Raw genomic sequence first — 18,609 nt, forward strand, 5'->3', positions numbered from 1 at the left:
CAAGAGATGCCGCCAGCGCAAGGCTGGGGCAGCGCGCTGTTCATGCCAGCCAGGTGCTGTGTGCACTCCCCTACAACACCCATGGCTAACCTCCATCTTTCCGACTCCCCCGCTTTTCGCCTGAGCAGCGCCGCCGCTGCCGTTGCCGCAGCCCTTGGCGTGCTCGCCAGCCCCGTTCATGCACAGACGGCCAACGCCGCCACTGCCGAAGCCGCCCTGGACTCGGTCACCGTCACCGGCAACTGGCTGGATGGCGATATGTCCAGCGCCGAGAAGGTGCTGGAGCATCCAGGCGCCCGCACCATCGTCGAGCGCGAGCGCATCCAGGAAAGCGGCGCGGCCACCTTGCGCGAAGCGCTGCGCCTGGTGCCCGGTGTGCAGGTTCAGGACAGCAACGGCACCGGCGGCAGCGATATCTCTCTGAACCTGAGCGTGCGCGGTCTGACCGCACGCCTGTCGCCACGCTCCTATGTGCTGCAGGACGGCGTGCCCGTCTCCTACGCTCCCTACGGTCAGCCCCAGCTGTCGCTGGCGCCCGTGGCGCTGGGCAATCTGGACTCCATCGACGTGGTGCGCGGCGCAGGCTCGGTGCGCTACGGCCCGCAGAACGTGGGCGGCATCATCAACTTCACGACACGCGCCATTCCCAAGACTTTTGCGGCCGAAGCCTCCATCGGCACCGAGATCTACAGCCACGGCGGCAACGTGAAGACCACGCCCAGCTTCTTTGTGGGCGGCACCAACGAGTCGGGCCTGGGCCTGGCCATGCTGTATTCGGGCACGCACGGCAAGGGCTGGCGCAGCAGCAACGACAAGACCGACATCGACGATCTGCTGGTCAAGGGCAGCTACAAGCTCAGCAACAACAGCAGCATTTCCGCTTCGCTGCACCATTTCGAGGGCAAGGGCCAGATGCCCGGCGGCCTGACCACGGCCCAGTACGCCGCCGACCCGTTCCAGAGCACGCGCAACTATGACCAGTTCACGGGCCGCCGCACCGACGGCTCGCTCAAGTACAGCTACAAGGACGGTCGCAACAACTTCGAAGTGCTCAGCTACTACGTGGACTCCTTCCGCGGCAGCTATATCGAACGCGACGCCACCGGCGCCAATGCCGGCAAGCGCAGCCTCACGGCCGCACCGCGCGACTACAGCTACTACGGCGTGGAGCCGCGCTACTCGCGCATTTTCGAGACCGGCTCCGTGGTGCAGGAAGTCAGCGTGGGCTATCGCTACCTGAAGGAAAAGAGCTCAGAAACGGCGCTGGCCACTTCCGGCTTCTATGTGCCCGGCCAGGTAGATGCCATGGCCCTGCCGCTGAACACCACCCAGACCAGCCAGGGCGGCACCACTGCCAATGCCTTCTATATCGACAACCGCATCGATGTGGGCAACTGGACCATCACGCCCGGCGTGCGCTACGAGCGCATCCGCTCCTTCAACAATGTGGTGGACTACAAGGGCGCGACCGCAGCGGCCATCTACCCGACGGCGGCCGCCAACGAATGGCTGCCCACGCTGTCGGTGCTCTACCGCGTCGACAGCCACTGGTCGGTGTTCGCCAATGCCGGCAAGTCCTTCGGGCCCCAGCAGTACGCACAGCTGGCCCAGTCGTCCAACAACCAGCTCTACCCCGAATCGGCCAAGACCTATGAGCTGGGCACGCACTACAAGAGCGACACCTGGAATGGCGAGCTGACACTGTTCAATATCGACTTCAACAAGGAGCTGTTCCTGGACCGCCCGGGCGACGGCACCGGCAACGGCATCTGGACCGATCTGGGTGCCACGCGCCACCGTGGTCTGGAATCGGCGCTGCGCTATGACTTCGGCAAGAACTACCCGGCACTCAAGGGCCTGTCGCTGGGCATGAGCTATACCTTCACCCAGGCCACCAGCCAGGCCGGTCCTTTCGCAGGCCGCGACCTGCCGCTTTATTCGCGCCACACGGCCGGCCTGTCGGCACGTTATGCAATGGAGCGCTGGACCTTCAATGCCGATCTGAACGCCCAGTCCAAGCAACGCTCGCCCGGCACGCCCGGCACCAGCGCCAAGCCCAATCCCTACATCACGCAGGAAGACGCCAATGGCAATCTGGGCGATATCCCGGGCTTTGCCATCCTGGGCCTGCGCACCAGCTACCAGGCCGGCAAGGAGCTGAACAATCTGCGCCTGACCGTTGGCATGAAGAACGTGTTTGACCGCCGCTACTTCACCCGCTCCACCGACAACAACGGCGGTGGCAAATACGTGGGCATGCCACGCACCCTGTACGTTCAGGCCACCCTGCCGTTCTAAGCGGCGGCCCCGCGAGCCCACCTCGCGGGGCATCACACCATCACGCGCAATGACTTCGCTCCGTTCTCTGTGGCTGCGGCTGCATCGCTGGTTTGCCCTGGGCCTGGGCTGGATTCTGATTCTGGCCGGGCTCACCGGCACCCTGCTCATCATCGGCCAGCCGCTGGACCGCATGGCGCACCCCGAGCTGTTCCAGGCCCGCACGACGCATGCGCAGCAGGCCGCAGCACTGACGCCGATACTGGCAAGAGCCCATGAGGAGTTCGGCAGCAAAGCGACTCTGCGCTTCCGGCTGCCTCAGGAGACACAGGACAGCCTGTGGCTGCGCGTTCAGGCTGCGGACTGGCGCGGCACCATTTACCTGGACCCCTTCACCGGAGCGGAGCAGGGCCGCCGCGGCGAGACCGAGGGCTTTGTCAACACGCTGTTCAAGCTGCACAGCACCTTGCTGCTGGACGCCAGCGGCAAGGCCATACTGGCCTGGACCACCCTGGCCTACGTGCTGCTGCTGCTGACGGGCGTCATTCTCTGGTGGCCCAAGCGCTGGCCGGGCAACTGGCGCATAGAACTCAATAAAAGCCTGGTGCGCGCCCTGTTCGACATGCACCGCATCGGCGGCGTGATCATGGGCCTGCTGATAGCGGTGTCGGTCGTCACCGGTGCCTATATGGCATGGCGGCCGCTGGGCGACTGGCTCAATGTGCTCAGCAGCAGCACGGCAATCAAGCCACCCAAGCTGCCCGCACTGACTACGGAAACATCTGCCAAACCGCTGCCAGCCGATGTGGATGCCATGCTGGCCTCGGCCCGCGCGGCCATGCCCGATGCCCAGGCCAGCTTCGTGCAGCTGCCGCCCAATGCCAAGCAGGCAGTACGCATCCGCTTTCGCGCCCCCGGTGAACCGCACCCTAACGGCATCAGCTCGGTATGGCTGGACCCGCGCAATGGTGCCGTGCTGGACGTCAGACGCTGGAATGAACTCGACCCCGGCGCTGCGGCGGTGGCCGTGGCCTATCCGCTGCACACGGGCGAGCTGGGTGGCGTACTGATGGAAATCCTGGCCGGCCTCAACGGCCTGGTGCTGGGCGGCTTGGGCATCAGCGGAATCTGGCTCTGGTGGCACCGCCGCAAGGCCAGAAAGCTTGCCGCCCAGAGAAAGCCCTGAGAGTGCGGGCCGGCGCCCGGCAGCCCGCGCCCGCCCCTTGCCCCATGTTCCAGGCTCGAAGCCCCTGTTAAGGGCCGGGTCTGCTTGCATCACAGCCTCTGCGGCCTCAGCATCTGGACTTCCACCGATGAGCAGACAAGGAGCTGAAGATGGCTATGAATCCCGTTGGCTGGTTCGAGATCTACGTGCAGGACATGTCGCGCGCCAGGAGCTTCTACGAAGCCGTGCTGGGCTGTCGGCTGCAAGCGCTGACCATGCCGGAAGGCGGCGAGCACCCCGACATGGAGATGTGGGCCTTTCCAGGGCAGCCAGATAACGCTGGTGCCACCGGAGCGCTGGTCCGCATGCCGGAATGCCCCTCTGGCAGCGGCGGCACGCTGGTCTATTTCGTCTGTGAAGACTGCGCCGAGCAGGCCGCCCGCGTCGCACGCAACGGCGGCAGCCTGCACCGCGACAAAGTCTCCATAGGCCCCTATGGATTTATTGCCCTGGCCATCGATACCGAAGGCAACATGTTTGGCCTGCACTCGATGAAATAGGGCTCGCGCCAGCCCACGAAAAAGGCCTGCCTCCGAGGAGGACAGGCCTTTTTACCTGGCAAGCTGGCGCAATCAGGCCAGCAACTGCCTCAGCACATAGGGCAGGATGCCGCCATGGCGGTAGTAGTCCACCTCGATGGGGGTATCGATGCGCAGCTTCACGGTCACGGTTTTCTTGCTGCCATCGGGCCTGGTGATCACCAGCTGGGCATCGCTTTGCGGCGCCAGGTCGGCGGCCGGGATCACATCGATGAACTCCTCGCCCGTCAGACCCAGGGTTTGCCAGCTGTCATTGCCCTTGAACTGCAGCGGCAACACGCCCATGCCCACCAGATTGGAGCGGTGAATGCGCTCGAAGCTGCGCGCCACCACGGCCTTGATGCCCAGCAGTTGCGTGCCCTTGGCCGCCCAGTCGCGGCTGGAGCCCGTGCCGTATTCCTCGCCTGCCAGCACCACCGTGGCACGGCCCGCGGCCTGGTATTTCATGGCCGCGTCGTAAATGGCCATCTTCTCGGCCCGGCCATGGTCGTCGCGGAACAGGGTGACACCGCCCTCCTCGCGCGAGCCGTCGCCTGCGGCGGGGATCATCAGATTCTTGATACGCACATTGGCAAAAGTGCCGCGCATCATCACCTCGTGGTTGCCCCGGCGCGAGCCATAGCTGTTGAAGTCGGCCTTATGCACGCCATGCTCGAGCAACCACTTGCCTGCCGGCGAAGACTCCTTGATGGAGCCTGCGGGCGAGATATGGTCGGTGGTGATGGAGTCACCGAACAAGGCCATGATGCGAGCACCGTGCACCGCGCTGGAGTTAGAGCCTTTCTGACCTGCAGCGCTACCCCCGTCTTCGGGTGGTGCTTTCAAATCCAGAGCGAAGTCGGCAAAGAACGGCGGCTCGGCGATATAGGTGCTCTCGGGCCAGGTATAGGTGGCGCCCGTCACACCCCGAATCTTTTCCCAGAGCTTGCCCGGCTCGCTGGCCACCTGCTCGTAATTGCTGCGGAAGGCCTTGCCGTTCATGGCGAACTTGAGCAGCTCCTGAATTTCCTCGCTGCTGGGCCAGATATCGCCCAGATACACATCCTTGCCGCCCTTGCCCTTGCCCACGGGCTCGGTCATCAGGTCCTTGCGCACCGTGCCGGCAATCGCGTAAGCCACCACCAGCGGAGGGCTGGCCAGGAAGTTGGCCTTGATATTGGGGTGAATGCGGGCCTCGAAATTCCGGTTGCCCGAGAGCACGGCCGAGCAGACCAGATTGTTCTGCGTGATGACGGCATTGATCTCGGGGGTGAGATCACCGGCATTGCCGATGCAGGTGGTGCAGCCGTAGCCTGCCAGCGCAAAGCCCAGTTTTTCCAGATAAGGCAGCAAGCCCGCCTCGGTCAGATAGCGGGTGACCAGGCGAGAGCCCGGGGCCAGCGAGGTCTTGATATGCGGCTTGACCTTGAGGCCTGCCTGCACCGCCTTCTTGGCCAGCAGGCCCGCCGCCAGCATGACGCTGGGATTGGAGGTATTGGTGCAGCTGGTGATGGCTGCAATCAGCACATCGCCGCTGCCGATATCGAAGCTCTTTTCCGGCGCTGCAACCGCATGGCTGGCATCAACAGCAATCGCACTGGCCTCGACCTTGCCGGTCTCGGGTGTGTTGCTCACCATCTCGGCCTTGTTGCGCTCCGCACCGGCCGACAGGGGTTTGCTCTCGGGCTGCAAGGCCTCGGGATCATCGGGGCTCACCACGTGGCGACGCGCCAGCTGATCGGCAGGGAGATTGAAGCCATTCTGGGCCACGGGAGCGCTGAACAGCTCGTCGAACTGCCCGGCCACATGGCCGATCTCGATGCGGTCCTGCGGGCGCTTGGGCCCGGCCAGACTCGGTGCCACCTTGCCCAGATCCAGCTTGACCACATGCGAGTAGTCGATTTCGCCGGCCTTGGGCACGCCAAACAGCTGCTGGGCCTTGAAGTAGGCTTCGAAGGCCTGAATCTCGCTCTTGGTACGTCCCGTTCCCCTGAAGTACTCGATGGTCTTTTCATCGACGGGGAAGAAACCCATGGTCGCCCCATACTCAGGAGCCATATTGCCGATGGTGGCGCGATCCGGCAGCGACAGGCTGCGCGTTCCTTCGCCAAAGAACTCGACGAACTTCCCGACCACTTTTTCCTTGCGCAGCAGCTCCGTGACGGTGAGCACCAGATCGGTGGCCGTCACGCCTTCGCGCAACTGCCCGGTCAACTCGAAGCCCACCACATCAGGCGTGAGGAAGTACACGGGCTGGCCCAGCATGGCCGCCTCGGCCTCGATGCCGCCCACACCCCAGGCCACCACGCCTATGCCGTTGATCATGGTGGTATGGCTGTCGGTGCCGACCAGGGTGTCGGGGTAGTACACCGCATCACCCTTGCCGCTCCTGGCCTTGTGCACGCCGCGCGCCAGGTATTCCAGATTGACCTGGTGCACGATGCCGAAGCCCGGCGGCACGACACCGAAGGTGTCGAAGGCCTGCATGCCCCATTTCATGAACTGGTAGCGCTCCTGGTTGCGCTGGAACTCCAGCTTCATGTTCAAGTCCAGCGCCTTCTTGGTGCCGAAGTAGTCCACCATGATGGAGTGGTCCACAACCAGGTCCACGGGCACCAGCGGCTCGATGGACTTGGGCTTCTTGCCCAGCTTGGCAGCGGTGCTGCGCATCGCGGCCAGATCGGCCAGCAAGGGCACGCCGGTGAAGTCCTGCAGCACCACGCGCGCGACGACAAACGGAATCTCGTCGACCCGCTCGGCCTTGGGTTGCCAACGCGCCAGCTGCGCCACATGCTCCTCGGTGATCTTGTTGCCGTCACAGTTGCGCAGCACCGATTCGAGCACGATACGAATCGAGACAGGCAGGCGCTTGATCTCCGGGAACTGCTTGGCCAGGGCCGGCAAGGAATAGAACTTGCCCTTCTTGCCCTCGGCCAGTTCAAAGGACTTCAGGGTTTTGGCAAAAGCATGCGACATCGTGAGACTCTCCATGGACAGAACACAGGGAAAACGCTTTTGCATTCCATTGTGCACACAATGCCCGTGAAAAGGGTGGGACAGGGCGCCGGCAACGCAAACCGGCTCACATGGGCGCAAGAAAAGAAAGCCCGCACGGGGCGGGCTGGAGTCGCGCCGAAGCAAGCTCAGGCGCCGGCGTCCGGCAGAAACTCCTCTCCTTCGCTCAAGGGCGCAAAGCGGTAGCTGGCCGGCGTGCGGCTGAGCTTGACCGGAGCGCCCAGCCCCTGGTATTGGCCCATCGTCACCACCATCTCGCGGTGTACGGTATGCGGGTGCTCAAGCGCCTGAGCTACATCGAGCACCGGCGCGGCAGGCACGCCGATGGCCATCAGCTCGTCGGCAAGCTTCACGCCATCTAAGGGCGCAAACGCCTGCTCGAGCAAGGGCTTGAGTTCGGCACGATGGACGGAGCGCTGGCCTGCGGTGGCAAAGCGCTCGTCCTGCGCCAGTCCCTCCTGCCCGACATGCTGGCACAGCAACCGGAACTGCCTGTCGTTGCCCACGGCCAGAAAGATGGGAGCACCGCCCGTGCTGAGCACGTCATAGGGATAGATATTGGGATGTGCATTGCCCGAACGCTGCGGCAGCTTGCGCCCCATGAACCAGTTGGCCGCATGGGGGTGGAGCAGCGACAGCCCGGAGTCGTAGAGCGAAGCATCCACCAGTTGCCCCTGTCCGCTGCGCCCCCGCTCGTGCAGGGCCAGCAGCACGCCTATGGTGGCATTCAGCCCCGTCACCATGTCCACCACCGGCAGTCCCACGCGCAGCGGCTCGCCGTCGGCTTCGCCGTTGATGCTCATGATGCCGGCCATGGCCTGGATGGCGGCGTCGTAGCCGGGCAGGCTTCCCAGAGGGCCGTCGGCGCCGAAGCCCGTGACGCGGCACCAGATCAGATGCGGCAGCTCTTCGCGCATCTGCTCATAGCCTATGCCCCATTTCTCCATGGTGCCGACCTTGAAGTTCTCCACCACCACATCAGCCTCGGCCATCAAGGCGCGCACGCGCTGCTGGCCTTCGGGCGCGGACAGGTCGAGAAACTGGAGGCGCTTGTTGCGGTTCAAGCCGAAGTAGTAGGAGGCCACGCCGTCGCGAAACGGAGGCCCCCAGGTTCGGGTGTCATCGCCCTGCGGCGGCTCCACCTTGAGCACATCGGCGCCATGGTCGCCCAGTATCTGGCCACAGAACGGCCCGCCGAGAATGCGTGACAGATCAAGCACCTTGACGCCCTGCAGGGCTCCGGCGCCAATCGTGGCTGGATTGTGCATGTTTCACTTTCCGACAGAATGCGGGCCCATGGCCTGCGTGTTGATCAAAGATTGCTCGTGGGCTTGCACCGCCAGTCGCGGCAGCCTATGTCTCAGGCCAGAGGCTTTCGGCCCACGCTGCACACCAGCGCGCTCAGGCGCTGATGGATGGCATGGAAGCTCTGGTCCGCCTCCACCTGCGAGGCAACAGGCTGGCGCAGATGCTTGCCCTCCAGTTCCAGCTTGGCGCGGATTTCCGGATTCACCAGCGCCTGCCCTATGGCACTGCGCAGCGCGGCCACGCGGTCGGCAGGGGTGCCCTTTTTCACGAAGTAGCCAGCGCTGACCGTGTATTCGAAGTCGGGGCTGAGGCGGCTTTGCGATATCAGCGGCACATGGGTCAGCTCCTTGGGCAAGACCTTGGAAAAGCTGGTCAGAATCTTCAGGCGCCCCTGCTTGGCCATGCCTTCGAAGCTTGCCTGATAAGGCAGGATGGCGAAGTCCACCTGCCCTCCTGCCAGGTCCTGCAGGGCCGGCGCGCCGCCCTTGTAGGGCACATGCAAAAACGGCAGCCTCAGTCTGGCTGCGAGAGCATCGCCCATGAGGTTGTACATGGAGTCCACTCCCACCGTGCCATAGGTCAGCGGGCCGTTCTTGCTGGCGCGTGCATATTCAATGAACTCGTCATAGCTGTTGACCGGCAGCCCGCTCTTGACCATGAGCACTATGGGCGATTCCGTCGTGGGAGCGGCCAGCGTGAAGTCCCCCGGCTTGTAGCGCGCTGCCGTATTGAGCATGGGCGCCAGGAAGATCTCGTTGGCCGAACCATGGAAGAACATATAGCCGTCTGCAGGCGCGTTGAGCACCTTGGCTGCGGCAATCAGGCCCGTTCCGCCGCCCAGGTTCTCCACCACCACCTGCTGCCTGATGCTGCGGCCTATGGATTCGGCAAAGATGCGCGCCGCCACATCGCTGGCCCCGCCTGCGGGAAAAGGCACCATAAGGACCAGAGGCTTGGCCGGAAAGCTTTCTGCAGCCCGGACCCAGCTCGAACCTGCCGCCAGGGCAGCCGTCTGCCACAGCGTGTGCCGCATAAAGCCGCGGCGGTTCCATGTGTTCATCTCTTCTCTCCCGTTCAAGGTGCGACCGCTCAGGCCAGATAGCTTTGCACCAAGTACGCCCAGAAGGCCGCACCTATGGGCAGGGCCTTGTCGTTGAAGTCGTACAGCGGGTTGTGCACCATGCAGCCTCCGTCCTCCCCCACGCCATTGCCCAGCCGGATATAGGCGCCGGGGCGCTTTTGCAGCATGTAGGCAAAGTCTTCGCTACCCATGGTCGGCGTGCGCTCGCCCACCTTGTCCTCGCCCAGCAGGCGTATGGCCACCTGCCGCGCGTATTCGGTCTGGGCTGCGCAATTCACGAGCACTGGGTACTTGTGCACGTAGTCGATGTCGCAGCTGAGCTGATAGCTCTCGGCCTGGGCCTGCACGAAGGCCTTGATGCGCGTCTCCACCCAGCTGCGCACGTCCGGGTGCAGGGCGCGCACGCCGATCTTGAGCACGGCGCTTTCAGGCACGATGTTGAAAACCTCGCCGGCCTGGATGGAACCCACCGTGATCACGGCCGCCTGCTGGGCATCGATCTCGCGCGTGATGATGGACTGCAGACCCAGCACTATGCTGGCCGCGCACTGCATGCTGTCTATGCCGTGGTGCGGCATGGCGCCATGGGCACTGCGCCCGCGCAGCGTAACGGTCACGCGGTCGAACGATGCCATGGCCGGTCCCTGGCTGATAGCCATCTGACCCACGGGCAGGCCAGGTGCGTTGTGAAGCGCATAGATCTCGTCGCAGGGAAACAGCTCGAACAGCCCCTCGTCCACCATGCGCATGGCACCGCCTTCGTTCTCCTCGGCCGGCTGGAAAATCAGGTTCAGCGTGCCGTTGAAATCGAGCTTCTCGGCAACGTACTTTGCCGCGCACAGCAGGATGGCTGTATGTCCGTCATGGCCGCAGGCATGCATTTTCCCGGGCAGGCGGCTGGCGTAGTCCAGGCCTGTTCTTTCATGGATAGGCAAGGCATCCATGTCCGCGCGTATGCCCAGCGACTTGCTGCCCGAGCCCTTTTTGAGCACGCCGACCACACCGGTGACACCCAGGCCGCGGTGCACCGCATAACCCCAGCGAGCCAGGGACTCGGCCACCATGTCGCTGGTGCGCGTCTCTTCGAAAGCCAGTTCGGGATGGGCATGGATGCTGCGGCGGATCTCCACGAACTCGGCAGCAACGGACTGCAGTTGGGCGAGCAGAAGGGAAGTTGAAGATGTCATGGCTATGGATAGTTGAAATACCCCGACTCATGCCTTGCATGGGCTCTCGGGCAGTGGCAGGCAGTGCGAAACAGTGTCCTCCTCTCGGCCGAGGCGAGACGTTTCGAAAAGTTCTAACACGTCCACCCTTCGATGGCATGCCTACGCTTGCGCCCAAGCGACAGCGCCATCAGTCAAGCTTCACGCCGGCCTTTTGCACCACCTCGCTCCATTTGTCGAGCTCGCTCTTCACGAAGGCGGCCAGATAGGCGGGCTGGGCATCCGCGCCGCGCTCCAGGCCCTGGGCCGCAAAGGCTTTCTTCACATTCTCGGAATCCAGCGCCTTGGCATAGGCCTGATTGAGCAGCTCCACCCGCTCCACCGGCATGCTCTTGGGGCCGACCACGCCGAAGAACACGCTCACGTCATAGCCTGCCAGACCCTGCTCGGCGATCGTCGGGATCTGGGGCATGGCACTGGAGCGTTTGGCCGTGGCCACGCCAAGGGCCTTGACCTTGCCGGCCTTGATATAGGGCATGGCCGTGAGGATGTCGGTGAAAGTCATGTCCACCTGACCGGCCAGCAGGTCGTTAAGCGCCGGCCCCGTGCCCCTGTAGGGCACATGCTGCAGCTGGGTGCCGGCCAGGCCGTTGAACAGCACACCCGCCAGATGGGATGAAGCGCCATTGCCCGAAGACGCGAAATTGAGCTTGCCGGGCTTGCTCTTTTCCAGCGCGATCAGTTCCTTGACGTTGCTGACACCCAAGTCCGGCCGAACCACCAGCACATTGGGCAGATAGCCCACGTAGATGATGGGCGTGAAGCTGGTGCGCGGGTCGTAGCTGATGGACTTGTACAGCGGCTTGTTGATGGCCAGCGGACCCGAAGTACCGAACATCAGCGTATAGCCGTCAGGCTTGGCACGTGCCACGAAGTCCGCTCCGATATTGCCGCCGGCGCCAGCCTTGTTCTCCACGATCACGCTCTGGCCCAGCTCCTTGGTCAGCTCGGTCGCCAGAATGCGTGCCATGGCATCGGTAGGGCCACCGGGCGGAAACGGCACGATGAACGTGATGGGGCGTGTCGGATATTTCTCCTGGGCAAGCGCGGGCAGTGCCGCCGACAGGGCGGCGGATGCCATCAGGCCCAGCGCTGCGCGTCTGGCTTTATGCATGTCTGTCTCCTTGGAAGGGTGTTGCCGATGAACCGGCAAAATCACTGCGGGGTGCCGCCGGCAACGGCCTTGAAGCGCTCCATGCGCGTCTTCTCGCGTGCGTAGGCGCTCCTCGCGTACTGCTCGAACTCTTGCGGGCTGCGGTAGTTCAGCGGCTGATTGAGTTGTTCGAGGATCTTGCGCCCCTGCGCCGACTCCAGCGCCGCCTTGAAGGCGTCATGAATGATGCGCAGCCGCGCTGGCGCCAGGCCGGCAGGGGCGGCAATGCCATAGGGCGACTCGATCACCGCGTCCACGCCCAGCTCTCTCAAAGTGGGCACTTGGGGGAACTGCGGAACACGGCTGGACGTGAACATTGCCAGGTAGCGCAATCGGCCCGACTGGATATGCTGGGAGGCTACGCCGGAGAGCACGCCCGCATCGATGTGGCCGCCCAGCAGGTCGCTGGCCTGCTCCGAATCTCCCTTGTAGGGCACGCGATTGAGCTGCAGGCCCGTGGACTGCACCAGCTCACTCAGTACGATGCTGGGCGTTTGCACCGGACCGGCCGCACCTACGGAGATCTGGCCGGGACGCCTGCTCGCATCTTCGGCAAACTCCTTCCAGCTCTTCCACGGTGCATCCCGACGCACAGCCAGCCCGAAGGTGTAGTCGGTCATGCCGATCACGTAGCTCAGCTTCAAGGGGTCGAAGCTCACCCGGTTCAGATACGGTTCGCGATAGACACTGGCAGGCAGCACCGCCAGGGTGTAGCCATCCGGCTGAGCCCGCGCCAGCTCCACCGCGCCAAACGTGCCGTTGGCGCCTGGCTTGTTCTCTATGACCACCAGTTGCCCCAGCAACTGCGAGGCTTGCTGTGCCACCACCCGCAAATGCGCGTCCGTCGGTCCGCCGGCGCCATAGGGCACCACCAGGCGTATCGGCCGAGCCGGATAGGAGTCACCCTGAGCCTGTGCGGCCGAATGGGCGGCCGCCAACAGCACTGCTCCCGAGGCTGCGGCCAGCAGCCGTCGGCGCTCTCTTGCGTGATTGCGCATACTTGTCTCCTTGCAGAAATAATCCGAGAGCCGATAACACCTTTTTCACGAAGCGCTTCAGCCGTTTCTTCTACTTATTTCAAGGCTGCCGGCAATCACTCCTGCCACTGCGCCGGCACGGCAGCCGCATCGACCAGCGGATCGCGCGGCAGCACACGGTGCAGCAGCACCAGTTGCGACAGGCGCAGGCGCTCGGCCGAGCCGGTCTGTACGGCTTCCCAAGCCATGGCGATGGCCGTGGTGCAGTTGTAGAGAGCTGTGGCGGCCTGGCGGGCCAGCACTTCGCCACCGTCCTGAGCGGCCCTGTCGGCCAGGGTGCCGGCGCGGGCCAATGCATCTTCCAGCGCCTGGCGGTAACCGGGCACCAGGCTGGCATGATCGAGCAAGCCATGCAGATACTGCTGCAGCACAGGCAACGAACCTTCGCGCTTGATGGCGCGGATCACGTCCAGCGCCACGATATTGCTCGTACCTTCCCAGATGGAGCCCAGGTGGGCATCGCGCACCAGACGCGGATCGCTCCACTCCTCGATATAGCCACAACCGCCGCGCACTTCCATCGCATCACCAGTGACCTTGCGTGCATCGCGGCAGGCGCGGAACTTGATCAGCGGCGTCAGAATGCGCAGCAGCGCATAGGCATCCGGCTGGCCCGCGTCGGAGCGCATCAGCGTCTGCGCGGTCTGGAACACCATGGTGCGCGCCTGCTCGGCGGGCACGCGCAGCTTGTCGAGCTGTCGCTGCATCAGCGGCATCTGCTCCAGGCGCTTGCCAAAGGCAATGCGTTCATGGGCGATGAATTCGGCCTCGGCCACAGCACGGCGCATCATGCCGGCGGAACGCACACCGTTGGACAAGCGCGAGTTGTTGACCATGTCGGCCATCTGCACAAAGCCCCGGCCTTGCTGGCCCACGAGATAGGCCACGGCGCCGTCCATGCGGATCTCGCCGCTGGCCATGGACTTGGTGCCCAACTTGTCCTTGAGACGGATGATGCGGTAACGGTTGGTGCTGCCATCGTCCAGGGAACGCGGCAGCAGAAACAGCGAGATGCCCTTCATGCCCGGCGCCCCGCCCTCCACACGAGCCAGCACCATGGCGAACTCGGCATCGGGGTTGGAACAGAACCACTTGTCGCCGGTGAGAAGCCATGAGCCGTCGGCCTGCGGGGCGGCCAGAGTCAGCGTGCCCGCGATGTCCGAGCCTGCGGCCTGCTCGGTCATGAACATCGCGCCCTGGGCCTGGTTCTCCCAATCCAGTGAGAGCAGCTGAGGCAAATACTTGTCCACCAGCTCGGGGGCACCGTACTTCTTGAGCGTGCGCGTCAGCGAATCGGTCATGGACAACGGGCAGCACAGACCGAACTCGGACTGCACGAACAGAAAGGTCAGTGCGTACTTGACGATGGGCGGCATCTTGCCGCTCCAGCCCAGCATGTCTTCCCGGTGCGAAATGGCTTGCAGGCCGAACTCTCCGTAAGCGATGCGCTCAAGCTCTTCATAGGCTGGATGCTTGATGATGCGCTGGCTGTCCTGGCCGGCGCGGCTGCGGTGCTCGAGCGTGGGCGGATTCCTGTCGGCCATGCCGGCCAGCTCGTCGATGCGCCCACCGGCCAACTCGCCCATGCGCTGCAGATAGGGCTGCAGATGGGCCAGCAGATCGGCTGGCAGATAAAGCGCCAGCAGCGACTGCAACTCAGGATCGGTGGCATAGAAATTGGCACCGTGGCGATCAGGCACGGGATGGGCAGCCTGGGCCACGGCATGCATCTGGCTCTTATCGTTGGCGGACATGAACGTCTCCTGCTGAATTCGAATATCCCCTGAGGAGCTGAGCACCCTCTCATTGGAAAGAGGACGACAACCTCGCTACAGGGCTTACCTTGCTTGCCATCTCTGGGTTCGGCCATGACGAATTCAGGCGATATGTACCGCACACAAAGCCGGCAATTGAGGCAAGGACTGCCACGAATTTCAGCACCCTCATATATTCACGTCAAATATTATTAAAATCTTTCTCAATACTTTTTAAATATCAATAAATCATGGAACTGAGGTTGCTGCACTACTTCGTCACCCTCGCCGAAGAGCTTCATTTCAGCCGTGCGGCGCAGCGGCTGTCGATCTCCCAGCCCCCGCTGTCCGTGGCCATCAAGCAGCTGGAGCAGGAACTGCAGGCCCAGTTGTTCGAGCGCAGCAGCAAGGGCGTACGGCTGACTGCGGCCGGTGAACATTTGCTGGACAAGGCACGCCAGCTATTGGCCCTGAGTCAGCAGGCCGCACAGGAAACGCGCGACGTGGCCCAGGGCACGCGCGGCCATCTGCGCCTGGGCTTCGTGGGGTCGAGCCTGTACCGCGGCTTGCCACAGGCGCTGGAACGGTTCCAGCACGACCACCCCCTGGTGCGCGTGGACATGCTTGAGGCCAACAGCGCAGAGCAAATCCTGGACCTGCAGCAAATGCGGCTGGACATGGCCCTGGTCCACTCCATACAGCCGCCCGAAGGAATTGCCAGCCGGCTGCTGATGGAAGAGCCTTTCGTGGTCTGCCTGCCCGACCGCCACCCGCTGCAGACCAGCGCCGCCATCGATCTGGCCGAACTCAAAAACGACCGTCTGATTCTGTTCTCCAGCCTGGTCTCGCCTACCTATCACCAGCGCATCTACGAGATGTGCCTGGCCCATGGCTTTGCACCCGAAGTACGCCACGAGGTACGGCACTGGCTGTCGGTGATCTCGCTGGTTTCGCTGGGTCAGGGCGTGGCACTGGTACCCCAGGCGCTGACACGCGTGGGCATGCCGCGCCTGGTATTCCGCCCGCTCAAAGGCTCGCAGCCATCATCAGAGATGCTGGCCATGTGGCGGCGTACACCGGCCAATCCGCTGGTGCAGGCATTGCTGGCCTGCCTGCAGCAGGCCGTGACGGAACTATGAGGCCAAGTCAAGACTGATCATCGCTGACCGGCAGGCCTGCCCGGATCTGTTTCAACGCTTCACCGTCGAATTCTTCGAAATAGCATTGGCTGCTCAAAGGAACGCTTATTGGCATGGAAATAAGAGGCCAGGACGATTTACACAACTCCGGGCAATTCATCCTGCCACTTGGCTAGTGAATGGGAAGCCGGTCACGCGCTTGGCTCGGGGGGGAGCGTAGGTACGGACCTTGGAGGTGCTCAGGCCCAGGCGCACGAGCGACTCGGCAATGGTCACGGCCGCGGCTACTCCATCGACCACTGGTACACCGGTCAGTTCACGGATCCTGGCATCCAGTTCAGCCATACCTCCACAGCCGAGGCAAATGACTTCCGCATGGTCTTCGCTGACGGCAAGGCTGGCTTGACGAACAATCGCTTCGACCGCGCGCTCGGGTTGAGTTTCCAACTCCAGCACAGCCATGCCGCTGGCGCGAACCGATGCACAGCGCTCGTCCAGGCCGGCAAGCTTGAGTCGATCCTCGATCAATGGGACAGCTCGATCCAGCGTCGTGACCACCGAGTATTTGTGGCCCAGGAACATGGCCGCGGTGGCCGCTGCCTCGGTGATGTCCACAACGGGAACGTCCAGCAACTCCTGCAGGCCCTCGCGGCCATGTTCACCGTAGCCGGCTTGAATGACTGCATCAAAGGGTTGTCCATAACTCATCACGGCGTCCATGACGCCGACCGCGGCAAGATAGCTCTCAAAATTCCCCTCGACCGATTCGGCACCAAAGCGCGGGGTCAGCGCGACTATCTCTGTTCCAGGCGCAGCAACCTTCCGAGCTTGCATGCCAATGGCATGGGTCATCGACTCAGTGGTGTTCACGTTCACGATCAAAATGCGCATGATTTTCAACTTTCCTTCTCAGTGTTTGGCGGAGGCTACGGAAATGGCTTCGCCATCCTGGTCTTCGTAGGTGAGACCTTTCGGTGCAACCATCCAATAGAACAAGGCACCCAGTCCGGCTGCGATGAACCAGGAGAACTGGGACAGCGATTGCAGCGTCGGCAGGAATGCAAAGAGCAGCGAGATCAGGGATGAAGGAATCAGGGCCTGAATTGCCTTCGGATTGATGCCATTGCGGTAGTGATAGGGGCCTGCAGGGTCGTGTGTATAGAGCGCCGGAACGTTCACGCGCTGTTTGCGGATCAGCCAGTAGTCGGCCATCACGATGCCGAACAGCGGTCCCAGAAATGAACCCAGCCCTCCCAGGAAGTAGACGATGACCAGCGGAGAGTTGTAGAGATTCCAGGGCAGGATCACGAAGCCGAGAACCGCACTGACAAGAGCTGCCCGGCGGAAGTTCAGATGCCTGGGCATGAGGTTGGCCAGCGCCAGGGCAGGAGCCACGAAATTGGCCATCAGGTTCACGGCGATGGTCAAAATCAGCAGCGAAAGACTGGCCAACATCAACAGCGGCTTATTGGGAATGTTCTGGACGATGTCGGTCGGGCTTTGAATCAGCGTGCCGTCGATGGCAAGCTGGCCGCCTGTCAGGATGACCACGATCAAGCCGAAGATCAGCATATTGATCGGAATGCCCCAGAAATTGCCTTTCACCACGGCGCTGCTTGAGGTGGCTGCACGTGTGAAATCACAGAAGTTCAGCACGAAGGTGCCGTAGATCGCCACCCATAGCGAAGCAGCGCCCAGGATCTGCAGCCACATGGCTCCGCCACTGCTTTCAAAAGGAGCGGACCAGTGCAGAGTCCACTTGGCGCTGTAGAAGATCCATCCTGCCAGGGCAATGAAAGTCAACAGAATTACAGGCCCGGCAAAGGCCTCGTACTTTCGGATGCTCTCCATGCCCCAGCAGGCAATGAGAACCTGCACAACCCACAGGATGGAAAAGCTGATCCAGCCCAGCAATGGCAGGCCCAGCACGACTTGCTCTTTCAGCGACTGCAAGCCGGGAAACAGCGTGATCAGCATCACGTCGAGGACCATCGATGCCAGGTAGGTCTGAATGCCGAACCACGCAATGGCGACTCCGCCGCGGATCAATGCTGGGATCTGCGCACCGCGTGTACCAAAGCTGATGCGGCTCATCACCGGAAAGGGAATCCCTGTACGGGTCCCCATAAAGCCCGAGAGGGACAGCAGCACGAACAGAAATGCCGCCCCCAGCAGAAGCGCCATCAGAATCTGGTGTCCTCCCAGCCCAAGCGTGAAAAGACCGATGGCAAACGCGTAGTTGCCGAGGCTGTGTACATCGTTGGCCCAAAGAGTGAACAGGCTGTAGCTCCCCCAGGTACGCCCCTCTTTCGAGGTAGGTGCCAGATCGTGGTTGTACAGCGCCGGAGAAACTCCGGCCGGCAAGCCTTTATCTCGCTTTGGGCTGGTGGTGTTGGCCCCCGAGGTTAGTGACTCACCATGGGTGTCCAGTACTAGGTTGTTCATATGCCGCCTTCCATCAGGGTGCTCCGTGGAGCCCCTTTGCCATGACCTCATTTCGGCTGAGCGGGTCATGCTTGTCTACCGTTATTAGCGGCTACGGGCGACGCAGGCCTGCAGCCATGTTTTCGCTGCTGAAGAGCTGTGATGCTTATGAAGCGAATCAAATCTGCCTCATGTCCACTGCTTCAGCAAGCTTGTCCAGAAATGCTTTGAACACATCACTGACATGCATGCAATGTATACAAGACATGAATTCAAGATGCTAGTAGGAACCCTGGTTCTATCGGCCAGAGATATTGGTTCGATGGAGTCCTCAGATGGGAGGACAAACGGTCAGTAGCAGGCGCAGCAAGCCCTGGCGTGCATTTCTGCCCTGGGCGAGGTGCTGAAACCTACACTTTGATCATGGCTGTTTTGCGTAGATACCCATTTAT

Annotated in this window: 13 protein-coding genes; 4 read left to right on the forward strand and 9 right to left on the reverse strand. The window is 62.7% G+C overall.

From position 1 onward, the window contains the following. Positions 1-81: 81 nt before the first annotated feature. The 3 genes from MPZ60_RS17675 (at position 82) to MPZ60_RS17685 (ending at position 4,002) form a co-directional block, all read left to right on the forward strand. Positions 82-2,298, forward strand: coding sequence for a TonB-dependent siderophore receptor (locus MPZ60_RS17675; protein WP_052057695.1), 2,217 nt, complete (start codon positions 82-84; stop codon positions 2,296-2,298). Positions 2,299-2,347: 49 nt separating this feature from the next. Next, complete coding sequence (locus MPZ60_RS17680) at positions 2,348-3,463, forward strand: PepSY domain-containing protein (protein ID WP_034359449.1); 1,116 nt, start codon at positions 2,348-2,350, stop codon at positions 3,461-3,463. Between the two features lie 149 nt (positions 3,464-3,612). Further along, positions 3,613-4,002: a VOC family protein gene (locus MPZ60_RS17685; RefSeq protein ID WP_034359451.1), complete on the forward strand. Its 390-nt coding sequence runs from the start codon at positions 3,613-3,615 to the stop codon at positions 4,000-4,002. Between the two features lie 72 nt (positions 4,003-4,074). Here the strand turns inward: MPZ60_RS17685 and MPZ60_RS17690 are convergent, their stop codons facing one another. The 7 genes from MPZ60_RS17690 to MPZ60_RS17720 form a co-directional block, all read right to left on the reverse strand. Next, the gene (locus MPZ60_RS17690; protein ID WP_034359453.1) at positions 4,075-6,996 is read right to left on the reverse strand and encodes an aconitate hydratase; all 2,922 of its coding nucleotides are present in this window, start codon (positions 6,994-6,996) and stop codon (positions 4,075-4,077) included. 167 nt (positions 6,997-7,163) lie between these two features. After that, complete coding sequence (locus tag MPZ60_RS17695; protein ID WP_034359455.1) at positions 7,164-8,303, reverse strand: CaiB/BaiF CoA-transferase family protein; 1,140 nt, start codon at positions 8,301-8,303, stop codon at positions 7,164-7,166. Between the two features lie 92 nt (positions 8,304-8,395). Next, entirely contained in the window at positions 8,396-9,403 is a 1,008-nt protein-coding gene (locus MPZ60_RS17700) for a tripartite tricarboxylate transporter substrate binding protein (protein ID WP_034359457.1), read from the reverse strand. Between the two features lie 29 nt (positions 9,404-9,432). Continuing rightward, a complete protein-coding gene (locus tag MPZ60_RS17705; RefSeq protein WP_034359460.1) occupies positions 9,433-10,611 on the reverse strand; it encodes a M20 aminoacylase family protein in 1,179 nt (392 codons plus the stop codon). A 169-nt stretch (positions 10,612-10,780) separates the two neighbouring features. Next, positions 10,781-11,764, reverse strand: a complete 984-nt coding sequence (locus MPZ60_RS17710; protein ID WP_034359462.1) for a tripartite tricarboxylate transporter substrate binding protein — start codon at positions 11,762-11,764, stop codon at positions 10,781-10,783. A gap of 41 nt (positions 11,765-11,805) precedes the next feature. Next, positions 11,806-12,801, reverse strand: coding sequence for a tripartite tricarboxylate transporter substrate binding protein (locus tag MPZ60_RS17715; RefSeq protein ID WP_034359464.1), 996 nt, complete (start codon positions 12,799-12,801; stop codon positions 11,806-11,808). A 95-nt stretch (positions 12,802-12,896) separates the two neighbouring features. Next, a complete protein-coding gene (locus tag MPZ60_RS17720; protein WP_052057696.1) occupies positions 12,897-14,594 on the reverse strand; it encodes an acyl-CoA dehydrogenase family protein in 1,698 nt (565 codons plus the stop codon). Positions 14,595-14,845: 251 nt separating this feature from the next. On the opposite strand from MPZ60_RS17720, the gene MPZ60_RS17725 reads away from it, so the two are divergent. After that, entirely contained in the window at positions 14,846-15,733 is an 888-nt protein-coding gene (locus MPZ60_RS17725) for a LysR family transcriptional regulator (protein ID WP_034359466.1), read from the forward strand. 156 nt (positions 15,734-15,889) lie between these two features. Here the strand turns inward: MPZ60_RS17725 and MPZ60_RS17730 are convergent, their stop codons facing one another. Together MPZ60_RS17730 and MPZ60_RS17735 are read right to left on the reverse strand one after the other, a co-directional pair. Next, entirely contained in the window at positions 15,890-16,624 is a 735-nt protein-coding gene (locus MPZ60_RS17730) for an aspartate/glutamate racemase family protein (protein WP_003063973.1), read from the reverse strand. A gap of 18 nt (positions 16,625-16,642) precedes the next feature. Then, positions 16,643-18,178: an NCS1 family nucleobase:cation symporter-1 gene (locus MPZ60_RS17735; protein ID WP_034359469.1), complete on the reverse strand. Its 1,536-nt coding sequence runs from the start codon at positions 18,176-18,178 to the stop codon at positions 16,643-16,645. Positions 18,179-18,609 lie beyond the last annotated feature (431 nt).

Origin of the sequence: Comamonas sp. 7D-2 (assembly GCF_022749555.1) — a bacterium.
In the GTDB taxonomy this organism is placed as follows: Bacteria; Pseudomonadota; Gammaproteobacteria; order Burkholderiales; family Burkholderiaceae_C; genus Comamonas; species Comamonas thiooxydans.